Consider the following 20,706-nt stretch of genomic DNA (forward strand, 5'->3'; position numbering starts at 1 on the left):
TGTTCTTTCGCATAAGAAACATCTGTCGCTGTCGCTACGTTGGCACTGCGCTTTCGCACAAGAAGCATTTGCAGGCTAAAGCACAAAGCTTGTACTGAAGCCAATTATGCCGAGGCATAATTGATAACACTAAATTAGGAAAGTGGTATTTATATGAAGGAAATTATACTAAGTAAATTAAAAGAAATTGAAAATGAGTATCAAGTGAAAATTTTATATGCTGTAGAATCGGGTAGTCGTGCTTGGGGATTTCCTTCTAAGGATAGTGATTATGATGTTCGTTTCATATATATACATCAACCTCAGTGGTATCTTTCAATTGACCCTCAAGGAATTGGCGCAAAGAGGGATGTTATAGAAGTACCGATCAATGATTTGTTGGATATTAGTGGATGGGAAATAACAAAAGCACTAAGGTTATTTCGTAAAAGTAATCCACCTCTTTTAGAATGGTTACGAAGCAATATTATTTATGACCAACAATATTCATTTATTGACAATGTACGATCATTAGAAAGAGAAGTATTTTATCCAAATGCAAGCTTATATCACTATTTAAATATGGCAAAAAACAATTATCGTGAGTATTTACAGAGCTCAGAAGTAAAAATAAAAAAATATTTCTATGTCCTAAGACCAATCTTAGCATGTAAATGGATCGAACAAAAAAATACGGTTCCACCAATTGATTTTCAGGAATTGTTAAATGAAATAATTTCTGAGGGCCCCTTAAAAACGGAAATTCAGCAACTTTTACAGAGGAAAATAGCAGGTGATGAACTAAATATGGAGCCGCGAATTGACAGTATCAATGAATATTTAGATAAAGAAATACTGCATATTGAGACATACTGTAAAAATCTTAATGTTAAAGTCGATGATCCTACACAAAAATTAGATGCGTTATTTAGAAGCACATTGCAAGAAGTTTGGGGATAATGGTGATGGGAAATTGAATAATTATTAATTGTAAGGTCATACTAAAAAAGGTTTCACTTATGAAGTCTATATTGATGAGGAGGATGGCAAATGAGTAGGTTCGAACAATTAGACCCAAAATCTCAGAAAATCCACCGCAACTGGTCAAGGATTAAACGCTCAAAATCTCAAGTAAATGGTGAAACGGAGATTACCCTCCATAACCGTATATTGAGAAGTGAGGCAAAAGCCCGTCAGTTTTAATCAGCTAGAAAAGTAAGTGTCATCAAGCCCAGAAAATATTCTGGGTTTTTTATTTTCTTGAAATTGTAAATTTATCCAACTATTATTTTATATATAGTCTTTAACAAATAAAGAGGGAGTCATTTTTATTATGAAGATAACGTCTTATACTAATACGGTAAATTTTCGAAGGGAAATTTATTTTTGTTGAAAGTGAGGAACAACAGGCTGTTTTGACGAAGAGATTAAACTTAATGTACTTGTTATATTCAAACAAACGAAAAGCTTGTCAATAGTTTAAAAGGAGCGATTCAGCAAGTACTTGATGCTACATATTCAACAAAATATTAAATGACTCAACTAAGAATTAAAAAAGGAGAGGGGATTAATGACAGAAAATATCAAAATTAGGGTTGCTTCTCAAGAAGATGCTGAAGCCTTGTTGGAAATTCAGAAAGAAGTTTTAGCAGAAGAAACTTACTTAATCACGACAATAGATGAATTTCAGCGAACGGTTGATGAGCAAAGAGAATGGATACAAGCGAAAATAACAAATGAACGAGAAACAATTTTTATCGCACAATATCAAGGGAAAATAGTTGGGTGGCTTGTATTTCAATCGCCGCAAAGAAAACGATTAGCACATACAGGTACATTTGGTATGATGGTGCTTAATAAATATCGTGGTCTAGGGATTGGCAAACGCTTAATCGAAAAGCTACTAGAATGGGCGGAGCACACCCCTTATATCGAAAAAATTAGTCTTGGTGTATTTTCAACGAACGAAAGGGCTATTGCGCTCTATAAAAAGATGGGATTTGTTGAAGAAGGAAGAAAAATAAATGAAATTAAGCTACAAGACAATGAATATATAGATGATATTTTAATGTACAAGATAGTAGTAAAAATTTGAAGGGAAATCCTTACATGAAAAAATATAATTTCACACAAAAATTGGCTAACCAAATTACTAATTATCAATCGATAGATGCTTTTTATAGGAAAATCATGAAAACAGAGGAGCCTACAAATGTTGGCTTCATGTATATAGAGCCTGGTGGTGTCGTTGGGATGCATAAGGCGCCTGTACCGCAGTTATTTATTGTAATTCAGGGTGAAGGATGGGTTTGTGGTGAGGATCAAGAGAAAGTATTTATAAAAACTGGAGAAGGTGTTCTTTGGCAAACAGGCGAAGCACATGAATCTGGCAGTAATTCAGGGTTAACAGCACTTGTCATCCAATCAGAGCAAATCAATCTAGCAAAAGATGACATAAAAAATGTGTAACGGGGTAAGTTAAAGCTCCGTTACACTAAGTTATATTTAACCCTAGTTTAACTGTTTTTAATAAATGACCATCAAATAGCTCATCAAACTCCTCCAATTTCTTGAAGCCCTTCGCTTGATAAAAGTTCATGCCCTTTGTGTTTTCCTTTTCTACACAAACTAATAGTGATGTTAAATCTGGAAGCATTTTGATTCCTTCCTGTAATAGGGCTGTACCAATTCCTTTGCCCTGAATTTCTGGAAGTAAATATATCGAGTAAAGTTCTGCTTCACCCTCTACAACATGTGAAAAATTTGCAAAGCCTACTAGTGATTCTTCAAGTATAGCAACTAAAAATAGACTTTTTTCTAAACGACTTAGTAATCGATCACTACTATAAGCAGCTTGTAAAAAACGATCTTGAATCTCAATTGGGATAATTCCCTTGTATGTTTGATGCCAACTCTTTTTGGCAATTTCTTGTACAGAAATGATGTCATTCTTTTGCATATGCCGTATAATTGATATCAATACTTTTCACCTGCAATTCCAATTTTTCTATTTATTGTAACATTAAATGACGCGAAAGGGGATGGCTTCATGCAAGTTGTTGAAAAGGCATTTGGCTATATTACGAGAGAGCATGAGGGTCAGTTACAAGTGCTAGTATTTGAGCAAAATACAGAAGGAGCAGGAATTCAAATTCCTAAAGGCACGGTAGAGGAAGGGGAAACGCCGCTAGAGGCAGTAACACGAGAGATGTTTGAAGAGACAGGTTTATCTTTTTTAGAAGTGAAGGGGTTAATTGCTCAGGATTATTTTAATCATCATTCAGGGCTATTACAAAAACGCTATTTTTATCATTTAACGACAAATGAACAACGAGATTCTTGGAAGCATTGTCCGACAGGTGTAAACGAAGCAGGCTTAGAATTATCATTTTATTGGATAACGGATGAACAAGAAGTAACTTTGGTGAAGGGACATGGAGATTATTTATATAGAGTGTTAGCTCGTGTGAACAACTGATTGTTAAGCACAAACATATAGAAGGTATATTTAATGAACAAAACCGCGTTTCCGTAAATCGAAAACGCGGTTGTTTTGTGGTTATAAAACCTTTGCGACAACTACCTCTAATGCTTGAGCGAAATCGGCGATTAGATCGTCAACATGCTCAAGTCCTACTGAGAAACGTAAAAGTCCATCAGTAATACCACGTTTTGCACGCTCTTCAGGCTCCATTGCAGCATGACTCATTTTAGCAGGGTAGGATAAAATGGATTCAACGCCACCAAGAGAGACAGCGAAAACTGGAATTTTCATCGCCTCTACTAGCGCTTTTGCAGCTCCATAGCTTGGTAGGCGGAAGGATAGTACTGCACCTGCACTCGTAGACTGACTATGATGAATTTCATAGCCAGGATGTGATGCAAGTCCCGGATAGTAAACTTGCTCGACAACGGGATTTGTAGCTAAAAACTCTGCAATCTTTTGTGCCGATTCAGCAGAACGACTAAAACGCACATCGGTTGTTTTAATATTTTGCAATAAAGTAAAACAGTCCTGTACACCTAATATATTGCCAAATGAATTTTGGATAAAGTACAGATCCTGACCTAGCTTCTCGTCAGCTGTTACTGTCAAGCCCGCGATAATATCAGAGTGCCCAGATAAAAACTTTGTCGCACTATGAATAACAACATCGACACCTAGCTCAAGTGGACGTTGGTGTAAAGGTGTCATAAACGTATTATCTAAAAAAGTTAAGCAATTATACCGCTTGGCAAGTGTAACGACTGCGCGAATATCAGTGATGCCAAGTGTTGGATTTGACGGTGTTTCCATATAGAGTAGCTTTGTAGCTGGTGTTATGGCTGCTTCTACTGCTGCTAAATCTGTGAAATCAACGAAAGTATGAGAAATACCAAAGCGTGGTAACACCTTAGAGACGAAGCGGTATGTTCCTCCATATACATCCTCCGTAATGACAATATGATCTCCCTGAGATAATAGCATTAATGCTGCAGATACAGCAGCAATCCCAGAAGAAAATGCATGGGCACGTACTCCGCCTTCTAGCTCAGCTACTGCTTTTTCTAATGCATCCCGCGTAGGGTTGCCAGAACGTGCATAATCATATTCGCCGAATTCATCGATACTCTCCTGATGGAAAGTAGATGATACATACATAGGCACATTGACTGCACCTTTTTTATTTTCATAGCCGTCACGGACACCTGCGTGAATTAGGCTTGTTTCAATATGCTGCTTCATTTTTAACCTCTTTTCTAAGGGTACCAAATACTTGTTTTAAATCCGTAATTAAATCTTCAGCCTCTTCAACGCCAACAGAAAATCGTAGTAATCGGTCACATACTCCACGTTCAATACGCTCCTCATAAGGCATGTCCGCATGTGTTTGAGTAGCTGGATATGTAATAAAGCTTTCAACACCACCAAGGCTTTCAGCAAAAGTAATTAGCTTCAAGTTTCGAAGGAATGGGTCAATCCACTCCGCCTTTGCCAAGCGGAATGAAAGCATGCCACCTTTTCCTGTGTATAGCACGTCAGTAACAAGCTCTTCTTCCTCTAAATATGAGGCAATTGCTTTGGCGTTCGCATCGTGCTGCTTTAATCGAAGATGCATCGTTTTTAATCCGCGAATAAGTAACCAGGAATCCATTGCACCTAAAACCATACCGCTGCCATTATGAATAAAGCCAATACGTTCGGCTAATGCAGCACCTTTTGCGACAACTAAACCAGCTAACACATCATTATGTCCGCCAATATATTTAGTAGCCGAATGAATGACAATGTCTGCACCTAATTCGATTGGACGTTGGAAATATGGCGTATAAAACGTATTGTCGACAATTAACCAAGCCCCATGCTTGTGAGCTAATTCTGCATATACTTGCAAATCAAATTCCTGCATAAGCGGATTTGTTGGCGTTTCTATAAATAGAGCACGCGTATTGTCGTTGATTAATGCTTCTACCTGTTCAACGGATTCAAATTTTGAGTAGACAGGCTTAATATTGTATGTGTCTTCAAAGAAATTAAAAAGTCGATATGTACCACCATATAAATCATCAGGCACCACTAATTCATCACCAGGCTTAAACAAGGATAGAACTAATTGAATAGCTGCCATCCCTGAGCTACAGGCAAAGCCCGCATGTCCGCCCTCTAAATCGGCAATTCCTGCTTCTAATAGAGCACGAGTTGGATTTTTTGTACGAGTATAATCAAAACCAGTGGATTCACCGATACCTGTATGTTTATAAGCTGTCGATAAATGGATAGGTGGGCTGACAGCGCCAGTTCTAGGGTCACTTAAATTCCCAAGTTGTACAAGTTTTGTTTCAATACTTCTGCTGTTTGTCATGTCGTCACTCTTTTCTTCATCATAATAAAAGGGGAGTCTATTACTTCTTTTCCCCATATTCTCAATAATTGTTACCAATTTAACATGTATACTAAAGAAGAACAAGATAATTTCAGAAAATTAGCGAGATTGTTTATATTAAATCATCTAGGAATAGTAGGAAATGTGAGCGGGAGGAAGAAACGATGAAACATTGGTTAGTAATAGGTGGAACAGGAATGCTAAAGGGTGTTTCTTTATGGCTTATACAGGAAGATAATCATGTAACCGTTATCGGGAGACAACAAAAGAAAATGCAAAGTTTGATAAATGAAGCGAACTATTCTTTGAAATTGTCACCGTTAATAGTTGATTATACGAACTATAATAGCTTTAGAACGGCGTTAATAGAGTCTCAAGAAACGCTTGGTTCGTTTGATTGTGTTATTGCTTGGATTCATGGCTCTGATATAAGAGTTTGGGAGTCGCTTTTTCGAGCAATTCCTAACACGAAGAATGTGATTTTATATCATATTAAAGGGAGTAGCTCTTACGTAAATAATGAACGTACAAAAAATAATATCCCTTCTAACATAACTTATAGAGTGGTGAAACTTGGGTTTATCATTGAAGACAATAACTCTTCAAGATGGCTAACAAATAGTGAAATTGCCCAAGGAATTATTGATGCAATAGAACATGAAATACCAGAAAAACATGTTGGCGTTTTTGAACCATGGAATTTACGCCCTTAAAGAAAAAAGAATCTGTCTATTACCTCTGAAAAGTAGTGGTAATTAGACAGATTCTTTTTAAGCTTGTTCTTTTTTTAATAAATCACGAATTTCTTTTAGAAGCTCTTCTTTAGCATCTAATTCTGGTGCTGGTTCTTCCACAACAGCCTCTTCTTTTTTACTAGTTAGCTTAGTCATAATTCGTAATGCCATGAAAATTGCAAATGCGATTATTAAAAAGTCAAGAATTGACTGTAAAAATACGCCTAATTTTACTTGAGCGTCACCTGAGCCATACATAAAGCTTTTTGTTAAATCAATACCACCAGTTAAGACACCGACTAATGGCATAATGATATTTTCAACTAAAGAGGTAACAATTTTACCGAAAGCGCCACCAATTACTACTGCTACTGCTAGATCGACAATATTGCCTTTCATAGCAAATTCTTTAAAGTCTTTCCACAAAATCAATTCCTCCTATTATTATCCATATAAAATAATCGAATTATATTTTACTATATTTTTCCCTCTCTTTTCAACTATTAAAGTAGTGGTAATTATATACCGAAAAATCTGCTATATAATCAAAAATTTTGGTAATATAGAAATAGAATAAAAGATTAGGTGTGACATATGGCGAAAAAAAACAAGAAAAAACCAATGCTATCGCCTTCCGCTCAATTGGGCATGATAGCTTTATTAATACCAATAGCGATAACTGTTTGTGTTTTCGCTTTTTTTGCATGGAAGGAGCTACAAACATTACCTATATTTGAAAAATTAGCGCGAGAAAAAGCACTGGAAGAAATTCAACAAAATTTCGATATGAAAATTCCAGAGCAATATATTCCGATCTATGTAGCAGCAGAAGAGAAATACGGCGTACCTTGGACTTTACTTGCTGCCCATCATCGAATTGAAACACGATTTTCCTCAATGAAGTCGCTTGTTTCACCAGCTGGGGCAGAGGGGCCGATGCAATTTATGCCTTGTACTTTTGTCGGCTGGCAACACCCTTCCTGCTCGGGGTTAGGAAAAGGGGATATATCGAAGGCTGAATTAATAAATCCAGAAACCATAAAAAAATATGGTGGATATGGCGTAGATGCCAATGGAGACGGCATAGCAGATCCTTATGATATTGAGGACGCTATATTCAGTGCTGCGAATTATTTATCGAAAAATGGTGCAGCAGATGGTCATATAAAGCAAGCTGTTTTTAAGTACAATCATAGCGATGAGTATGTTAAAAAGGTTTTACATTATTTCAATTTGTATAACGACTATCATGATGAGCTAAAGGAAGCAGTCGATTATAAAGAAAAGTAAATGGCGTTTATTTTCGCATGAAAAACACTTTACTAACAAAGATCAACCACTCGTTTTGCCAAGAGCCATTTTATTTTTGGACACAAATTTTTTTCAACAACATATAAAGAGCCATCAAAAAATGATGGCTCTTTATTACATATTTAGGTTGCTTTACGCATACCTTTTAAAATAAGGCTTACGATGAAGATCAGCACGACAGCACCAATTAATGCTGGGAATACGTAAAAATTACTAACTCGCCAACCCCAGTTGCCAAGAACCATACTACCGATCCACGAACCGACAACCCCTGCAACAATATTTCCAATAATGCCGCCAGGTACATCTTTACCTAAAATTACGCCAGCTAACCAACCTAATACTCCGCCGATGATTAAATACCAAATGAAGCTAATCATTTTTTTTCATCTCCTTAAACTAAGATATAATGGCGATTGCTTAGTTATGCCCTGAATGGAGTATATTAAACGCGCCTTGCTTCTTTAGTAATTATTACAAATTCACAAAAAGGTTTTATCTTTATTTAGCTTATGCTGATACCTCATTTTTGTGCAAAAAACAACTGTTAGTGTTTTCTTTAGGGAAGAAACTACAAGCGAAATGGATTACTTAATAACAGTTGCGCCTAATGTCTGTTCAAAGTGACGTAATGCCCATTCATGACCTGCAGCATCAAAACTTGCAACACCATCTGCATAAACAACTGTTGAAATGCCCAAATTATAAGCATCAACTGCTGTATGTAAAATACAAATATCAGTACAAACGCCAACTAAATGAATTTCTTTGATTCCTCGCTCATTCAATAAAATCGATAAATTGGTTCCGGCAAAAGCGCTATAGCGAGTTTTATCGAGCCACAAAACTTTATCCTTGTGAAGCTTATAAATTTCGCCAACTTGCCCATATAAATGACGTCCTTTAGTGCCGCGAATATTATGAGGGGGAAATAGCTTTGTTTCAGGATGGAACGGATCATCTTCCTCATGTAAATCATTCGCAAAAACGACAAATTCGTTTTCAGTCATAAATTTTTGAATTAAGGATGAAATTTTGTTATCTAATGCTTGACCGGGCTCTCCACAAGTTAGTTTTCCATCAGAAGCGACAAAATCATACGTATAATCAATAACTAATAAAGCCTTTTTCAACCTTTTCACTCTCCCTATAGGTATAATTTCACTTTTATCATGCCATATTTGGGCCTGTTTGTCAGAAAAATGATTCTTATTCAATATTACGAATAGTTTGAAAATTGTTTTTTCTGAGAGTATAATGTGAAAAAAGGAGAGTGGTCTATATGAATATGACAGCTATGAAACGTTTAAATCGCCAAGGATTACTGATTGCAGGCATACATCTGCTAGTATTGTTAAATTTAGCAGCGGATTTCATATTTTCCTCGTAATCTCTTAACATAATAGAAAGGTGAGTTAAATGCTTGTCCATTATTAAAACAACCGTGAAGGCAAATTTGATTATATGTCCACGGTTGTTTTTTATTGTTTTAATATAATTTTTAAATATTAAAGACAAAGTACAAATAAAGGAATGATAGCATGACCACTAGATTTAATCACGCGTTTCATGAACTAGAACGTCCATTTGCTTGGTTGGATCTTGATGCATTGGATCACAATATTTCAACTGTACACAATGCTTGTGGACAGAAAAATATACGTATCGCTACGAAATCGGTTCGTTCTGTGGAGATATTACGTTATTTACAAAAGAATGTACCCAATGTGACGGGATTGATGACGTTTACAGCGGCAGAAACAATATTTTTACTGCAACAGCATTTTGATGATTTATTAATAGGATATCCGGTGATGGAGGTAGCTGCTGTTCGTCAGTTATTACGTTTCGTAAAGGCGGGAAAAACGGTGACCTTTATGGTGGATAAGCGGGAACATGTCAGATTTTTGGCGGAGCTAGGGCAACAGCTAGGTGTCCGCGTGCAAGTATGTATTGATATTAATGTATCTAACGATTTTAAGTTGCTTTATTTTGGTACAAAACGTTCTTCGCTTCATTCACTTGAGTCACTTACACCATTTCTCGACTATATTAAAAATCGAGAATTTATTAAGGTGGTTGGAGCGATGGGTTATGAGGCTCAAATTGCAGGAGTCGGTAATCGTCCAGTCAATGCTGTTAAAGGGAAATTTATTGAAGTAATGCAATTGCAAGCTAAAAAACAGGTTACCCAGTTTCGTAGATTAGCAATTGCGCATATAAAAGCGTATTTTCCAAGCTTGCACTTTGTGAATGGTGGTGGTTCAGGAAGTATGGCATACACGGCACAACAGAAGGAAATAACAGAAATTACGGTTGGCTCTGCATTTTATGCGCCAGCTTTGTTTGATCAATTTACGCATCTACAGCTGGAAAAGGCAGCTGGATTTGCTTTAAGTGTAACAAGAAAGCCAGAAAGAAATATTGTTGTTTGTCATGGTGGAGGTTATACGGCGTCTGGGGCAATTAGTGCTGATCGTTTACCGGTATTCTATGAGCCGACCTTTTTTTCATATCTTAGTTTAGAAGGAGCAGGAGAAGTTCAAACACCCGTTAAGGTAACGCGTAAAACAGTTAATATAGGAGACACGCTTTATTTTCGACATGCGAAGGCTGGTGAACTTTGTGAAAGATTTCAAGAACTACATGGAATTAGAGGAGACAAGTATGTAGGAGCTTATACAACCTATAGGGGGGATGGACAATGTTTTCTATAGATAAGTGGAAAAATGGTGAGAAGTGGACAAACTGGGCTGGTAATGTCATCTCTTATCCATCTGAGATGTACTTGCCTCGCTCTATTGAAGAGGTTACAAATATCGTGAAGCATGCACGTGAATTAGGAAAAACGATTCGTGTCACAGGGGCAGCTCACTCCTTTAGCGCTGTTGCGATGCCTGAACATATAGCACTTTCTTTACATAATATGCGTGGGCTCATAGCTGTAAATGAGGAGAAGCAAGAGGCGACACTGTGGGCTGGAACGTATTTATATGAAATAGGCCCATTGCTTGCGAAGCATGGATTTGCCCTAATCAATATGGGGGATATTCAAGAGCAAACGATTGCAGGAGCAGTGTCAACGGGTACCCATGGAACGGGTGTAACACTCGGTTCGTTATCCTCAGCTGTAACAAGATGGGGGTTTGTAGATGGTACAGGTACTTATAGGGAGCATCCGAGAGGAATGGATGATTTATCTGAAGCTTTGCATGTTTCACTTGGTATGCTTGGTGTGCTTGTGAAAGTAACGATTAAGGTGATACCTCTTTATAGCTTACATTATGTGAGCACAAAGGATACTTTAGCAAATGGGCTGGCGATGTTTGCTGAAGATATACGACTGCATCGACATGTTGAGTGGTTTTATTTCCCTGGTAGCGAAACCATTCAAGTGAAGCGCATGAACGCTAAAGCGCCTGTTTATCAGAGTAATTGGAATAAGAGAATCGAAACATTGAAGCTTCAAATAGTAGAGAACGGTGCTTTTTTCGCTATGTCTGAAATTTGTAAATGGAAGCCTACGTTAAGTGGCACTATGAGTAAACTAGCAGCAGCCAATGTTGTGAAGGGGGAGAAAACGGGGATAAGCTATGAAATTTATCCATCTCCACGTAGCGTGAAGTTCCAAGAAAGTGAATATGCTATTCCGTTAGCACAATTTGGTGAATGTATAGAAGAGATCCACGCAACCTTTAAAAGTGGGATTTTTAATGTGCATTTTCCGATAGAATGTCGGACAACGGCAGGAGAAGCTGGTTTTTTAAGTCCTACCCAAGGACAAGAATCAGCGTTTATTGCCTTCCATATGTATAAAGGAATGCAGGAAGATCCTTATTTTGAATGGGTCCATACGATGATGAAGAAATATAAAGGACGACCGCATTGGGGGAAACTAAGTCATTTAACTGCTAAATATGTCTATGAACTATACCCAAATATCGAGAAATTTTTAGCCATTCGAAGACAATATGATCCTGATCATGTGTTTTTGACAAGGTACTTAAGAAAAATATTTACTTTATAAGCGCAATCTTGTTAAAAAGCTGTCCAACCACTTTTGGAGGATTTGACAACATTATTGATAGATTATTTAAAAAAATAAAATTTGAACAAAATGTCAAAATATTCTTCAAAGCGAGATAAAAATGACACTTAATCAGCATGAAAACGATTTCAAATTTTATGTATTATTTAAATTGTTCAAACAATTCTAAAAATACTGTTGACTAGACCTTTTTTTCGTACTATGATTACAACAATTTAAAACGTTCGTTACAGCAGTTAGTAATCTTCTAACAGATTAACATATACGTAAAAATGGAATAGACAGAACATTTCGTATATAGCAACGAACATAGCAATAAATGAGGTAAATGAGGGGCGTTTAAAATGAGAAGTGACATGATTAAAGTAGGCGTAGATCGTGCGCCACATCGAAGTCTTTTATATGCAACAGGCAAAGTAAAAGCGAAAGATTTAGGTAAGCCATTTATTGGTGTTTGTAATTCATATATCGACATTATACCAGGTCACGTTCATTTACGTACATTTGCTGATGTAGTCAAAGAGGCCATCATTGAAGCGGGTGGTATTCCATTCGAATTTAATACAATCGGTGTAGATGATGGTATTGCAATGGGTCACATTGGGATGCGTTATTCTTTACCGAGTCGTGAAATTATCGCAGATTCTGCTGAAACTGTTATTAATGCACACTGGTTCGATGGCGTATTTTATATTCCTAACTGTGACAAAATTACACCGGGAATGTTAATGGCAGCAGTTCGTACTAATGTACCGTCCATTTTCGTATCTGGTGGTCCAATGGAGGCAGGAACTTCTGTTACTGGCAAGCAATTGTCGTTAACATCCGTTTTTGAAGGTGTAGGGGCTCATAAATCAGGCAAAATGTCAGCTGAAGAGCTGTTAGATATTGAAAACAATGCATGCCCAACATGTGGTTCATGTTCAGGAATGTTTACTGCAAACTCTATGAACTGCTTAATGGAAATGCTAGGGGTAGCTTTACCAGGTAATGGAACAATCGTAGCTACTTCTGAAGAGCGCCATAAGCTTATTAAAGAAGCTGCTAAACAATTAGTCCGTATGATTAAAGAGGACATCAAACCTCGTGACATTATTACTAAAGAAGCAGTTGATGATGCATTTGCACTTGATATGGCGATGGGGGGCTCGACAAATACAGTCCTTCATACATTAGCAATCGCCAATGAAGCTGAAATCGATTATAACATTGAAGATATAAATAAAGTGGCAGAACGTGTGCCATATCTAGCGAAAATCATGCCTGCTTCAGATATTTCAATGGATGATATTAATAAAGCAGGTGGCGTTAGCGCCATTATTAATGAATTAGCATCTATTCCAGGTGCCATTCACCCAGATCGACCAACAGTTGCAGGTGTAACAATGGGTGAGCTTGTAAAAGATTATCATATTACAAATGCTGAAGTTATTCGTACGAAAGACAATCCATATAGCCCAGTTGGTGGTTTATCAGTGTTATTTGGTAATATTGCGCCAGATGGTTCTGTTATTAAAGTAGGAGCTGTAGACCCTTCTATTAAAGTATTCAGAGGCGAAGCAATCGTCTTTGATTCACAAGAAGCCGCACAAGAAAATATTGATAACGGGACAGTTAAAGAGGGCCATGTAGTCGTCATTCGCTACGAAGGACCAAAAGGTGGCCCAGGGATGCCTGAAATGCTTGCACCAACGTCTGCGATTCAAGGACGCGGTCTTGGCACAAAAGTTGCGTTAATTACAGATGGACGTTTCTCAGGCGCATCTCGTGGTATTTCAATCGGACATATTTCACCAGAGGCAGCAGAAGGCGGTCCAATCGCTTTAGTAGAGAACGGTGACATTATCACAATTGATCTACCAAACCGTACTATCAATTTAGAAGTTTCAGATGAAGTATTAGCTGAACGTCGTGCAAAACTACCGGTATTTGAACCGAAAATTAAGCGTGGCTGGCTAGCAAGATATTCAAAATTAGTAACAAGCGCCTCTACAGGTGGCGTTATGAAAATTTAACTTCTTTCAGAAGTTAAAGCCTCCGGCGGATGTCATGGAATCGGAAAGGAGTTCTTTGTGCAAGCACAAAGCCGATTCCAGACGCAATTATGCCAAGGCACAATTGATAAAGATAAAGCGTTGATGAGGTTAAAGGTTCTAGAGCCTTGTATTTACCAGAGAGCCGGTCGTGCTGGAAGCCGGCAATACAACTAGATCCGACATCCCCTCTGAGTGAGCTATTAAACGCGTGTTCGCCATTAGATAGCTCCGGGCATAATCGAAAGTGCTCGTTATTAATGAATAAATAATTTATGACACCGTATTGGATGCGAATGTTCTCGCATTGGTGCATAAATGCTTATATTTATTCACGAGGTAGCAATTATTTGCTATAAAAAAGGGTGGTACCATGGAAAGTCTTTTTCATCCCTACGTAAGGTAATTCTTTGCGTGTGGAGAAAAAGGCTTTTTATTTTTTTAGGACGTTAGAAAGAGTCTGTCATCTCTATTCAAGGAGATAAGCAGTTTGTAATACTTCAATGATGAGCATTACTGATGTGAAATTGAATGATAAGAAGGAGGCCTATTTGATGAGTACGAATGTTTCTATCAATGAGAAAGAAGAATTAGTAACAACGGTAAAAGCTGAACAAACCTATCAAGCAAAAGATGGTGCTGACGTATTAGTGCAAGCACTGCATGAACAAGGTGTTGAAATTGTTTTTGGTTACCCAGGTGGAGCGGTACTACCAATCTATGATGCAATGTATAAAAATCCGATTCGTCATATTTTAACTAGACATGAACAAGGTGCAATCCATGCAGCGGAAGGTTATGCACGTGTTTCCAATAAAACTGGTGTTGTTATTGCAACAAGCGGTCCGGGGGCAACAAACTTAGTAACTGGTATTGCAGATGCGATGATTGATTCCATCCCATTAGTTGTATTCACAGGTCAAGTTTCAACATCTGTGATTGGTACAGATGCTTTCCAAGAAGCGGACATTATGGGAATTACGACACCAATTACGAAGCACAATTATCAGGTACAGGATGTTAATGATATCCCGCGTATTGTTAAAGAGGCTTTCCATATTGCAGGCACTGGTCGGAAGGGTCCTGTTGTAGTTGATTTCCCGAAAAACGTTTCTCAAATGTTATTTGATGTGGAGAATCCACCGCAGGCTCCTGATGAAATTTATTTACCAGGTTATCAACCAACATACAAACCGAATTATTTACAAGTTCAAAAGGCCATTCAGGCGATTTCACTGGCCAAAAATCCAATCATTTTAGCTGGAGCTGGTGTCCTCTTTGCAGATGCTAAAGAAGAGTTAACAGCATTCGCTGAAAAATATCAAATTCCAGTAGCAAACACTCTATTAGGACTAGGTTCAATTCATGGAGAACATGAATTATTCATAGGTATGGCAGGAATGCATGGAACTGCAACAGCGAACACAGCTATTACAAAATCAGATTTACTGTTGAATATCGGAGCTCGTTTTGATGACCGTTTAACTGGTAATTTAGCAACATTTGCTCCAAATGCAACAATTATACACATTGATATTGATCCAGCGGAAATTGGAAAAAACGTGCCGACAGATATTCCAATCGTTGCAGATGCCAAAGAAGCATTAAAAGCATTATTGAAAAAGGACTTTGATGGTCCTAATACAACTGAATGGCTAGCGTACTTAAAGAACCATGCCAAAGAATATCCATTATGGTACAGCAAGGAGCCAGGGGACAAAGAGATTTTACCGCAGGAAGCACTAGAGCTTGTGCATAAAATTACTGAAGGTGACGCAATTGTCACTACAGATGTTGGACAGCATCAAATGTGGGCTGCGCAATATTATCGCTTAAACAATGATCACGGATGGGTAACGTCTGGTGGACTTGGTACGATGGGCTTCGGCTTCCCAGCTGCAATTGGCGCCCAGTTTGCGAAGCCAGACAAAAAAGTTGTTTCCATTGTAGGTGATGCAGGATTCCAAATGACTGCGCAAGAGCTTTCCATACTACAAGAATTCAACTTACCGGTAAAAGTAGTGATTTTAAATAATAGCTGTCTAGGAATGGTACGCCAATGGCAAGAAACATTTTATGAGGAGCGTTATTCATCTTCCTTAATGCCGATCCAACCAGATTTTGTTAAATTAGCGGATGCATATGGTCTTAAAGGCTACCGAATAAACACAATCGATGAAGCGGAAAGTATTTTCCGTGAGGCACTACTTTCCGATGAGCCAGTGTTAATTGATTGTCGTGTAAAACAGAACCAATGTGTTTATCCAATGGTAGCACCAGGCAAAGGCCTACATGAAATGATTGGGGTGAAAAAGAATTGAAACGAGTAATTACAGTAACAGTGATTAACCAAAGCGGTGTGTTAAATCGTTTAACAGGCTTACTTATGAAGCGTCAATTTAATATTGAATCAATTACAGTTGGTCACACAGAGCAACCAAACTTTTCGAAAATGACTTTTGTCGTAAACGTTGAGGATGAGCGTAAAATTGAACAGCTAGTGAAGCAATTATCGAAACAAATTGATGTATTAAAGGTCAATGATATTACAGATAAATCAATCGTGCTACGCGAGTTAGCGCTTGTGAAGGTAATTTCACCACCAAACTTACGACTAGAAATGAATTCAATAGTGGAACCATTCCGTCCTCAAATTATTGATACAGCGAAAAACGTTGTCACCTATCAAGTAGTAGGAGATCCAGATAAGATTGATGCCTTTATTGAACTAATTCGACCTTATGGTATTAAAGAATTAACGCGTACAGGGGCTACAGCATCTGTTCGTGAAACACAAAAAATCTCAAATGCGCAGCTCTCTATTTTAAAATAGTTTGCATATAAAATTCACAGCTTTAGATGCATAGCCCTTGTTGGCTTCTTGCATCTGAGGTTGAAAAAACAAACCCAAAATTAGGAGGAAAAAACAATGGCTACTATGTACTATGAACAAAACATCAACGAGGAAGTATTAAAAGGAAAGAAAATCGCAATCATCGGTTATGGTTCACAAGGTCATGCACATGCCTTAAATCTTAAAGAATCAGGATTTGATGTAGTTGTAGGCGTTCGTCCAGGCGGATCATTCGATGCAGCAAAAGCGGATGGAATAGATGTAAAGACTGTTGCGGAAGCAGCGCAAGAAGCAGATGTTATCCAGATTTTACTTCCAGATGAGCGTCAAAAAGCAGTATATGAGGCTGAAATTGCTCCACATCTTGAAGCGGGTAAAGCACTTATGTTTGCACACGGCTTTAACATTCATTTCGGTCAAATTACACCACCAGCAGATGTAGACGTATTTTTAGTTGCTCCGAAAGGTCCAGGACACTTAGTTCGTCGTCAATTCCAAGAAGGTGCTGGTGTACCAGGTTTATTCGCAATTCATCAAGATGCAACTGGTCAAGCAAAAGATTTAGCTCTTGCTTACGGTAAAGGAATCGGTGCAGCTCGTGGCGGTTTACTTGAAACAACATTCAAAGAAGAAACTGAAACTGATTTATTCGGTGAGCAAGCTGTACTTTGTGGCGGTGCTACGCAATTAGTTCGAGCAGGATTTGAAACTTTAGTAGAAGCAGGCTACCAGCCAGAGCTAGCATACTTTGAAACACTTCACGAACTAAAATTAATTGTCGACCTTATGTTTGAGGGGGGTATGGCAACAATGCGTTACTCAGTATCAGATACAGCAGAGTGGGGCGACTATGTTGCAGGTCCGCGCATTATCGATGACTCCGTTAAAGCTCGTATGAAAGATGTATTAACGGATATCCAAGATGGTACATTCGCTCGCCGTTGGATTCAAGAAAATGAAAACGGTCGTCCAGAATATACAAAATTCAAAGAAGCTGGTGCAAACCACCAAATCGAAGAAGTTGGTGCTAAATTACGTGCTATGATGCCATTCATCAACGAAGGTAAAGAAAAGGTTGTAAGAGAAGTGGCTGCAAGTGCGAAAAATTGATATTTTCGATACAACACTTCGCGACGGCGAACAATCTGCTGGTATCAATCTAAACACAGCAGAGAAGATTGAAATCGCCAAGCAACTGGAGCGCCTAGGAGTGACAATTATTGAAGCAGGTTTTCCTGCTTCGTCACCTGGTGACTTTGAGGCGGTAAATCGTATTGCAAATTTAGTATAGTTCAACGCTATACAAAGAAAGGTGTTTTGACGATGGAGAAAAAAATTACAGTACTTCCTGGTGACGGAATAGGGCCAGAGGTTGTTGCTTCTGCTGTACGTGTATTACAGGTGATTGGAAAGCGATTCAACCATACATTCCATTTAGGTTATGCAACAATCGGAGGCGCTGCCATCGACCAACACAATAATCCACTACCAGATGAAACAATTGAGATGTGTGAAAATAGTGACGCAGTTTTACTTGGTGCCGTTGGTGGTCCGAAATGGGATAATAATCCACCTGAATTACGTCCTGAAAAAGGATTACTACGTATTCGCAAACACTTTGACTTATTCGCAAACCTACGTCCAGTAAAGGCGTTCCCGAGTTTACTAGATGCTTCGCCATTAAAGCGTGAAGTAGCCGAAAACGTCGATTTAATGATTGTACGTGAATTAACAGGCGGCGTATACTTCGGGGAACCACGTATGCGTACTGAGAATGGCGCGATAGATACAACTGTTTACTCAACTGCTGAAGTTGAACGTATCGTTGAAAATGCCTTTGAATTAGCACGTTTACGTGGAGGCAAATTATGCTCTGTTGATAAAGCGAATGTACTTGAAACAAGTCGCTTATGGCGCGAAGTTGTAGAAGCGAAGAAAAAAGAGTATCCAGATGTGCAAGTAGAGCACAATTTAGTAGACTCAGTTGCTATGAAATTAATTACAAATCCTAGTTATTATGATGTGGTCGTTACTGAAAATATGTTTGGAGATATTTTAAGTGATGAAGCATCTGTTATTACAGGCTCTTTAGGCGTCCTACCATCTGCTTCTATTCGCGGAGATAATTTTGGTCTATATGAACCAGTACATGGCTCAGCACCAGAAATTGCAGGTCAAGGTGTAGCAAACCCTGCCGCAACCATTCTTTCAGTGGCTATGATGCTACAATATTCATTTGGCTTAAAAGAAGAGGCTGCAGAAATCGAACGTGCTGTAAGTGCAGTATTTGATGATGGCTATTTCACAGCAGATCTTGCACGTGATGGTAGTCGTATACTATCGACGAATGAATGGACAGATAAAGTCATTAACGAGATAGATACAAGCTTTGTTTCAGAAAGCATTATGACAACATACATTTAAAGAAATAGGTGAAGATAATGGGCAAAAATATAATTGAAAAGATTTGGGATAAACATGTCGTTTATCAGGAAGAGGGCAAACCGGACCTGTTATATATTGATCTTCATTTAATTCATGAAGTAACTTCCCCACAAGCCTTTGAAGGTCTAAGATTGAATGGCCGTCAAGTACGTCGCCCAGATTTAAGCTTTGCAACAATGGATCATAACGTACCTACAAAAAATCTACCAACGATTCATGATTCCATTGCGCGTAACCAAATCGAAACATTAGCTAAAAATGCTGAGGAATTTGGCGTTGAACTTGCAGGAATGGGGCATCCTGATCAAGGGATTGTTCACGTAATTGGACCTGAGCTAGGTTTAACGCAGCCTGGTAAAACGATTGTCTGTGGTGATTCCCATACGTCTACACATGGTGCGTTCGGAGCGATTGCTTTCGGTATTGGAACATCAGAGGTAGAACATGTATTGTCAACACAAACTCTATGGCAAAACAAGCCGAAAACAATGGAAATTCGTGTAGAAGGTGAGCTTCCGGTAGGTGTTGCTGCCAAAGATATTATTTTAGCAATTATATCGAAATTCGGTATCGGTGTCGGCACAGGACATATTGTGGAATTCACTGGAGAGGCTATCCATAAGCTTTCTATGGAAGAACGGATGACAATTTGTAATATGTCAATCGAAGCGGGTGCAAAGGCAGGGCTAATTTCTCCTGACCAAACGACTGTTGACTATATTCGTGGTCGCAAGCATGCGCCACAAGGAGAAAAGTTTGAGGAAGCAGCAAATTATTGGTTAAGCTTAGCATCCGATGAAGATGCAACATATGATACAGTTCGTATTATTCAAGCAGAAGAAATTGAGCCAATCATCACTTGGGGAACGAATCCGTCAATGGGTTCAGGTGTTTCAAGTAATGTACCAACACAGTCAGAGTATGAGGATGAGTCAGATAAAGCTGCTCTGCGCAAAGCACTAGCCTACATGGGCTTAGAGGAAGGTCAACCATTAACTTCAATCGATATTCAACACGTATTTATCGGTTCTTGCACAAACTCACGCATTAGTGATTTACGTGCAGCTGCAAATGTCATCGAAGGGCGTAAGGTACATGAAAATGTAACAGCGATCGTTGTGCCAGGCTCCTATTCGACAAAAAAACAAGCAGAAGCAGAAGGATTAGATAAAATCTTTACAGATGCTGGCTTTGAATGGCGTGAGACAGGTTGCTCAATGTGTCTGGCAATGAATGATGATGTAGTACCAGCTGGTGAACGCTGTGCATCAACATCAAATCGTAACTTTGAAGGACGCCAAGGAGCTGGTTCTCGTACGCACTTAGTATCACCGCCAATGGCAGCAGCCGCAGCAATTGCTGGCCACTTTGTGGATGTACGTGAATTCGTAAAGGAAACTGTGTAATTTTTATCTTCATTCAGAAGACACCCCATATT

The 20,706-nt window shown here is 38.4% G+C and carries 21 protein-coding genes and 1 pseudogene; 16 read left to right on the forward strand and 6 right to left on the reverse strand.

The annotated features are described in order from the left end of the window. Positions 1-153: 153 nt before the first annotated feature. The 4 genes from ACIQ7N_RS12035 (at position 154) to ACIQ7N_RS12050 (ending at position 2,448) form a co-directional block, all read left to right on the forward strand. On the forward strand, positions 154-939 hold the full coding sequence (locus ACIQ7N_RS12035) for a nucleotidyltransferase domain-containing protein (protein WP_402932249.1): 786 nt from the start codon (positions 154-156) through the stop codon (positions 937-939). A 90-nt stretch (positions 940-1,029) separates the two neighbouring features. Beyond that, positions 1,030-1,182 (forward strand): YpzG family protein, encoded by a 153-nt coding sequence (locus ACIQ7N_RS12040; RefSeq protein ID WP_082172689.1) that lies wholly within the window; start codon positions 1,030-1,032, stop codon positions 1,180-1,182. A 367-nt stretch (positions 1,183-1,549) separates the two neighbouring features. Continuing rightward, complete coding sequence (locus ACIQ7N_RS12045; RefSeq protein WP_402932251.1) at positions 1,550-2,074, forward strand: GNAT family N-acetyltransferase; 525 nt, start codon at positions 1,550-1,552, stop codon at positions 2,072-2,074. 14 nt (positions 2,075-2,088) lie between these two features. Then, entirely contained in the window at positions 2,089-2,448 is a 360-nt protein-coding gene (locus tag ACIQ7N_RS12050; protein WP_402932253.1) for a cupin domain-containing protein, read from the forward strand. A 25-nt stretch (positions 2,449-2,473) separates the two neighbouring features. Here ACIQ7N_RS12050 and ACIQ7N_RS12055 read toward each other — a convergent pair whose 3' ends face one another. Further along, the gene (locus ACIQ7N_RS12055; RefSeq protein ID WP_402932435.1) at positions 2,474-2,938 is read right to left on the reverse strand and encodes a GNAT family N-acetyltransferase; all 465 of its coding nucleotides are present in this window, start codon (positions 2,936-2,938) and stop codon (positions 2,474-2,476) included. Positions 2,939-3,028: 90 nt separating this feature from the next. Here ACIQ7N_RS12055 and ACIQ7N_RS12060 point away from each other — a divergent pair, with 90 nt between their 5' ends. After that, complete coding sequence (locus ACIQ7N_RS12060; RefSeq protein WP_402932256.1) at positions 3,029-3,457, forward strand: NUDIX hydrolase; 429 nt, start codon at positions 3,029-3,031, stop codon at positions 3,455-3,457. 81 nt (positions 3,458-3,538) lie between these two features. Here ACIQ7N_RS12060 and ACIQ7N_RS12065 read toward each other — a convergent pair whose 3' ends face one another. Both ACIQ7N_RS12065 and ACIQ7N_RS12070 read right to left on the reverse strand, forming a co-directional pair. Beyond that, entirely contained in the window at positions 3,539-4,705 is a 1,167-nt protein-coding gene (locus tag ACIQ7N_RS12065) for an aminotransferase class I/II-fold pyridoxal phosphate-dependent enzyme (protein WP_402932259.1), read from the reverse strand. Continuing rightward, positions 4,689-5,822: a methionine biosynthesis PLP-dependent protein gene (locus ACIQ7N_RS12070; RefSeq protein ID WP_402932262.1), complete on the reverse strand. Its 1,134-nt coding sequence runs from the start codon at positions 5,820-5,822 to the stop codon at positions 4,689-4,691. Before ACIQ7N_RS12070 ends, ACIQ7N_RS12065 begins: the two co-directional genes overlap by 17 nt. A 185-nt stretch (positions 5,823-6,007) precedes the next feature. On the opposite strand from ACIQ7N_RS12070, the gene ACIQ7N_RS12075 reads away from it, so the two are divergent. Continuing rightward, a complete protein-coding gene (locus tag ACIQ7N_RS12075; protein WP_402932265.1) occupies positions 6,008-6,556 on the forward strand; it encodes a Rossmann-fold NAD(P)-binding domain-containing protein in 549 nt (182 codons plus the stop codon). A 57-nt stretch (positions 6,557-6,613) separates the two neighbouring features. On the opposite strand, the gene mscL is transcribed toward ACIQ7N_RS12075, so the two are convergent. Next, entirely contained in the window at positions 6,614-7,003 is a 390-nt protein-coding gene (mscL, locus tag ACIQ7N_RS12080; protein WP_274067643.1) for a large conductance mechanosensitive channel protein MscL, read from the reverse strand. A 168-nt stretch (positions 7,004-7,171) separates the two neighbouring features. On the opposite strand from mscL, the gene ACIQ7N_RS12085 reads away from it, so the two are divergent. Beyond that, a complete protein-coding gene (locus tag ACIQ7N_RS12085) occupies positions 7,172-7,867 on the forward strand; it encodes a lytic transglycosylase domain-containing protein (protein ID WP_402932268.1) in 696 nt (231 codons plus the stop codon). A 143-nt stretch (positions 7,868-8,010) separates the two neighbouring features. Here the strand turns inward: ACIQ7N_RS12085 and ACIQ7N_RS12090 are convergent, their stop codons facing one another. Continuing rightward, the gene (locus ACIQ7N_RS12090; protein ID WP_079562065.1) at positions 8,011-8,268 is read right to left on the reverse strand and encodes a GlsB/YeaQ/YmgE family stress response membrane protein; all 258 of its coding nucleotides are present in this window, start codon (positions 8,266-8,268) and stop codon (positions 8,011-8,013) included. 207 nt (positions 8,269-8,475) lie between these two features. Continuing rightward, positions 8,476-9,021, reverse strand: coding sequence for a cysteine hydrolase family protein (locus ACIQ7N_RS12095; protein WP_402932273.1), 546 nt, complete (start codon positions 9,019-9,021; stop codon positions 8,476-8,478). Positions 9,022-9,429: 408 nt separating this feature from the next. Between ACIQ7N_RS12095 and ACIQ7N_RS12100 the strand changes: the two genes are divergently transcribed. The 9 genes and pseudogenes from ACIQ7N_RS12100 (at position 9,430) to leuC (ending at position 20,674) form a co-directional block, all read left to right on the forward strand. Next, positions 9,430-10,605 carry an amino acid deaminase/aldolase gene (locus tag ACIQ7N_RS12100; RefSeq protein ID WP_402932276.1) on the forward strand — a complete coding sequence of 392 codons (1,176 nt, stop codon included), beginning with the start codon at positions 9,430-9,432 and terminating at the stop codon, positions 10,603-10,605. Next, positions 10,593-11,915, forward strand: a complete 1,323-nt coding sequence (locus ACIQ7N_RS12105) for a D-arabinono-1,4-lactone oxidase (RefSeq protein WP_402932279.1) — start codon at positions 10,593-10,595, stop codon at positions 11,913-11,915. Before ACIQ7N_RS12100 ends, ACIQ7N_RS12105 begins: the two co-directional genes overlap by 13 nt. 365 nt (positions 11,916-12,280) lie before the next feature. After that, a complete protein-coding gene (gene ilvD, locus ACIQ7N_RS12110) occupies positions 12,281-13,951 on the forward strand; it encodes a dihydroxy-acid dehydratase (protein ID WP_402932282.1) in 1,671 nt (556 codons plus the stop codon). 572 nt (positions 13,952-14,523) lie between these two features. After that, entirely contained in the window at positions 14,524-16,290 is a 1,767-nt protein-coding gene (ilvB, locus tag ACIQ7N_RS12115; RefSeq protein WP_402932285.1) for a biosynthetic-type acetolactate synthase large subunit, read from the forward strand. Continuing rightward, a complete protein-coding gene (gene ilvN / locus ACIQ7N_RS12120; RefSeq protein ID WP_402932288.1) occupies positions 16,287-16,802 on the forward strand; it encodes an acetolactate synthase small subunit in 516 nt (171 codons plus the stop codon). Before ilvB ends, ilvN begins: the two co-directional genes overlap by 4 nt. A 96-nt stretch (positions 16,803-16,898) precedes the next feature. Continuing rightward, positions 16,899-17,933 carry a ketol-acid reductoisomerase gene (gene ilvC, locus ACIQ7N_RS12125; protein WP_100543809.1) on the forward strand — a complete coding sequence of 345 codons (1,035 nt, stop codon included), beginning with the start codon at positions 16,899-16,901 and terminating at the stop codon, positions 17,931-17,933. Then, positions 17,920-18,111: pseudogene (locus ACIQ7N_RS12130) on the forward strand (2-isopropylmalate synthase); the annotation flags it as partial. The gene ilvC and the pseudogene ACIQ7N_RS12130, both read left to right, overlap by 14 nt. 35 nt (positions 18,112-18,146) lie before the next feature. Beyond that, positions 18,147-19,247, forward strand: coding sequence for a 3-isopropylmalate dehydrogenase (gene leuB, locus ACIQ7N_RS12135; RefSeq protein WP_402932291.1), 1,101 nt, complete (start codon positions 18,147-18,149; stop codon positions 19,245-19,247). Between the two features lie 17 nt (positions 19,248-19,264). Continuing rightward, positions 19,265-20,674, forward strand: coding sequence for a 3-isopropylmalate dehydratase large subunit (leuC, locus tag ACIQ7N_RS12140; RefSeq protein ID WP_132359847.1), 1,410 nt, complete (start codon positions 19,265-19,267; stop codon positions 20,672-20,674). Positions 20,675-20,706: the final 32 nt, after the last annotated feature.

The organism is Lysinibacillus sp. NPDC095746, assembly GCF_044763535.1.
Taxonomy (GTDB): Bacteria; Bacillota; Bacilli; order Bacillales_A; family Planococcaceae; genus Lysinibacillus.

Bases quoted from the DNA above. Each gene is read 5' to 3' on its own strand.
- ACIQ7N_RS12035 (WP_402932249.1), top strand. From the start codon at position 154: ATGAAGGAAATTATACTAAGTAAATTAAAAGAAATTGAAAATGAGTAT.
- ACIQ7N_RS12040 (WP_082172689.1), top strand. From the start codon at position 1,030: ATGAGTAGGTTCGAACAATTAGACCCAAAATCTCAGAAAATCCACCGC.
- ACIQ7N_RS12045 (WP_402932251.1), top strand. From the start codon at position 1,550: ATGACAGAAAATATCAAAATTAGGGTTGCTTCTCAAGAAGATGCTGAA.
- ACIQ7N_RS12050 (WP_402932253.1), top strand. From the start codon at position 2,089: ATGAAAAAATATAATTTCACACAAAAATTGGCTAACCAAATTACTAAT.
- ACIQ7N_RS12055 (WP_402932435.1), bottom strand. From the start codon at position 2,938: ATGCAAAAGAATGACATCATTTCTGTACAAGAAATTGCCAAAAAGAGT.
- ACIQ7N_RS12060 (WP_402932256.1), top strand. From the start codon at position 3,029: ATGCAAGTTGTTGAAAAGGCATTTGGCTATATTACGAGAGAGCATGAG.
- ACIQ7N_RS12065 (WP_402932259.1), bottom strand. From the start codon at position 4,705: ATGAAGCAGCATATTGAAACAAGCCTAATTCACGCAGGTGTCCGTGAC.
- ACIQ7N_RS12070 (WP_402932262.1), bottom strand. From the start codon at position 5,822: ATGACAAACAGCAGAAGTATTGAAACAAAACTTGTACAACTTGGGAAT.
- ACIQ7N_RS12075 (WP_402932265.1), top strand. From the start codon at position 6,008: ATGAAACATTGGTTAGTAATAGGTGGAACAGGAATGCTAAAGGGTGTT.
- ACIQ7N_RS12085 (WP_402932268.1), top strand. From the start codon at position 7,172: ATGGCGAAAAAAAACAAGAAAAAACCAATGCTATCGCCTTCCGCTCAA.
- ACIQ7N_RS12090 (WP_079562065.1), bottom strand. From the start codon at position 8,268: ATGATTAGCTTCATTTGGTATTTAATCATCGGCGGAGTATTAGGTTGG.
- ACIQ7N_RS12100 (WP_402932276.1), top strand. From the start codon at position 9,430: ATGACCACTAGATTTAATCACGCGTTTCATGAACTAGAACGTCCATTT.
- ACIQ7N_RS12105 (WP_402932279.1), top strand. From the start codon at position 10,593: ATGTTTTCTATAGATAAGTGGAAAAATGGTGAGAAGTGGACAAACTGG.
- ilvD (WP_402932282.1), top strand. From the start codon at position 12,281: ATGAGAAGTGACATGATTAAAGTAGGCGTAGATCGTGCGCCACATCGA.
- ilvB (WP_402932285.1), top strand. From the start codon at position 14,524: ATGAGTACGAATGTTTCTATCAATGAGAAAGAAGAATTAGTAACAACG.
- ilvC (WP_100543809.1), top strand. From the start codon at position 16,899: ATGGCTACTATGTACTATGAACAAAACATCAACGAGGAAGTATTAAAA.
- leuB (WP_402932291.1), top strand. From the start codon at position 18,147: ATGGAGAAAAAAATTACAGTACTTCCTGGTGACGGAATAGGGCCAGAG.
- leuC (WP_132359847.1), top strand. From the start codon at position 19,265: ATGGGCAAAAATATAATTGAAAAGATTTGGGATAAACATGTCGTTTAT.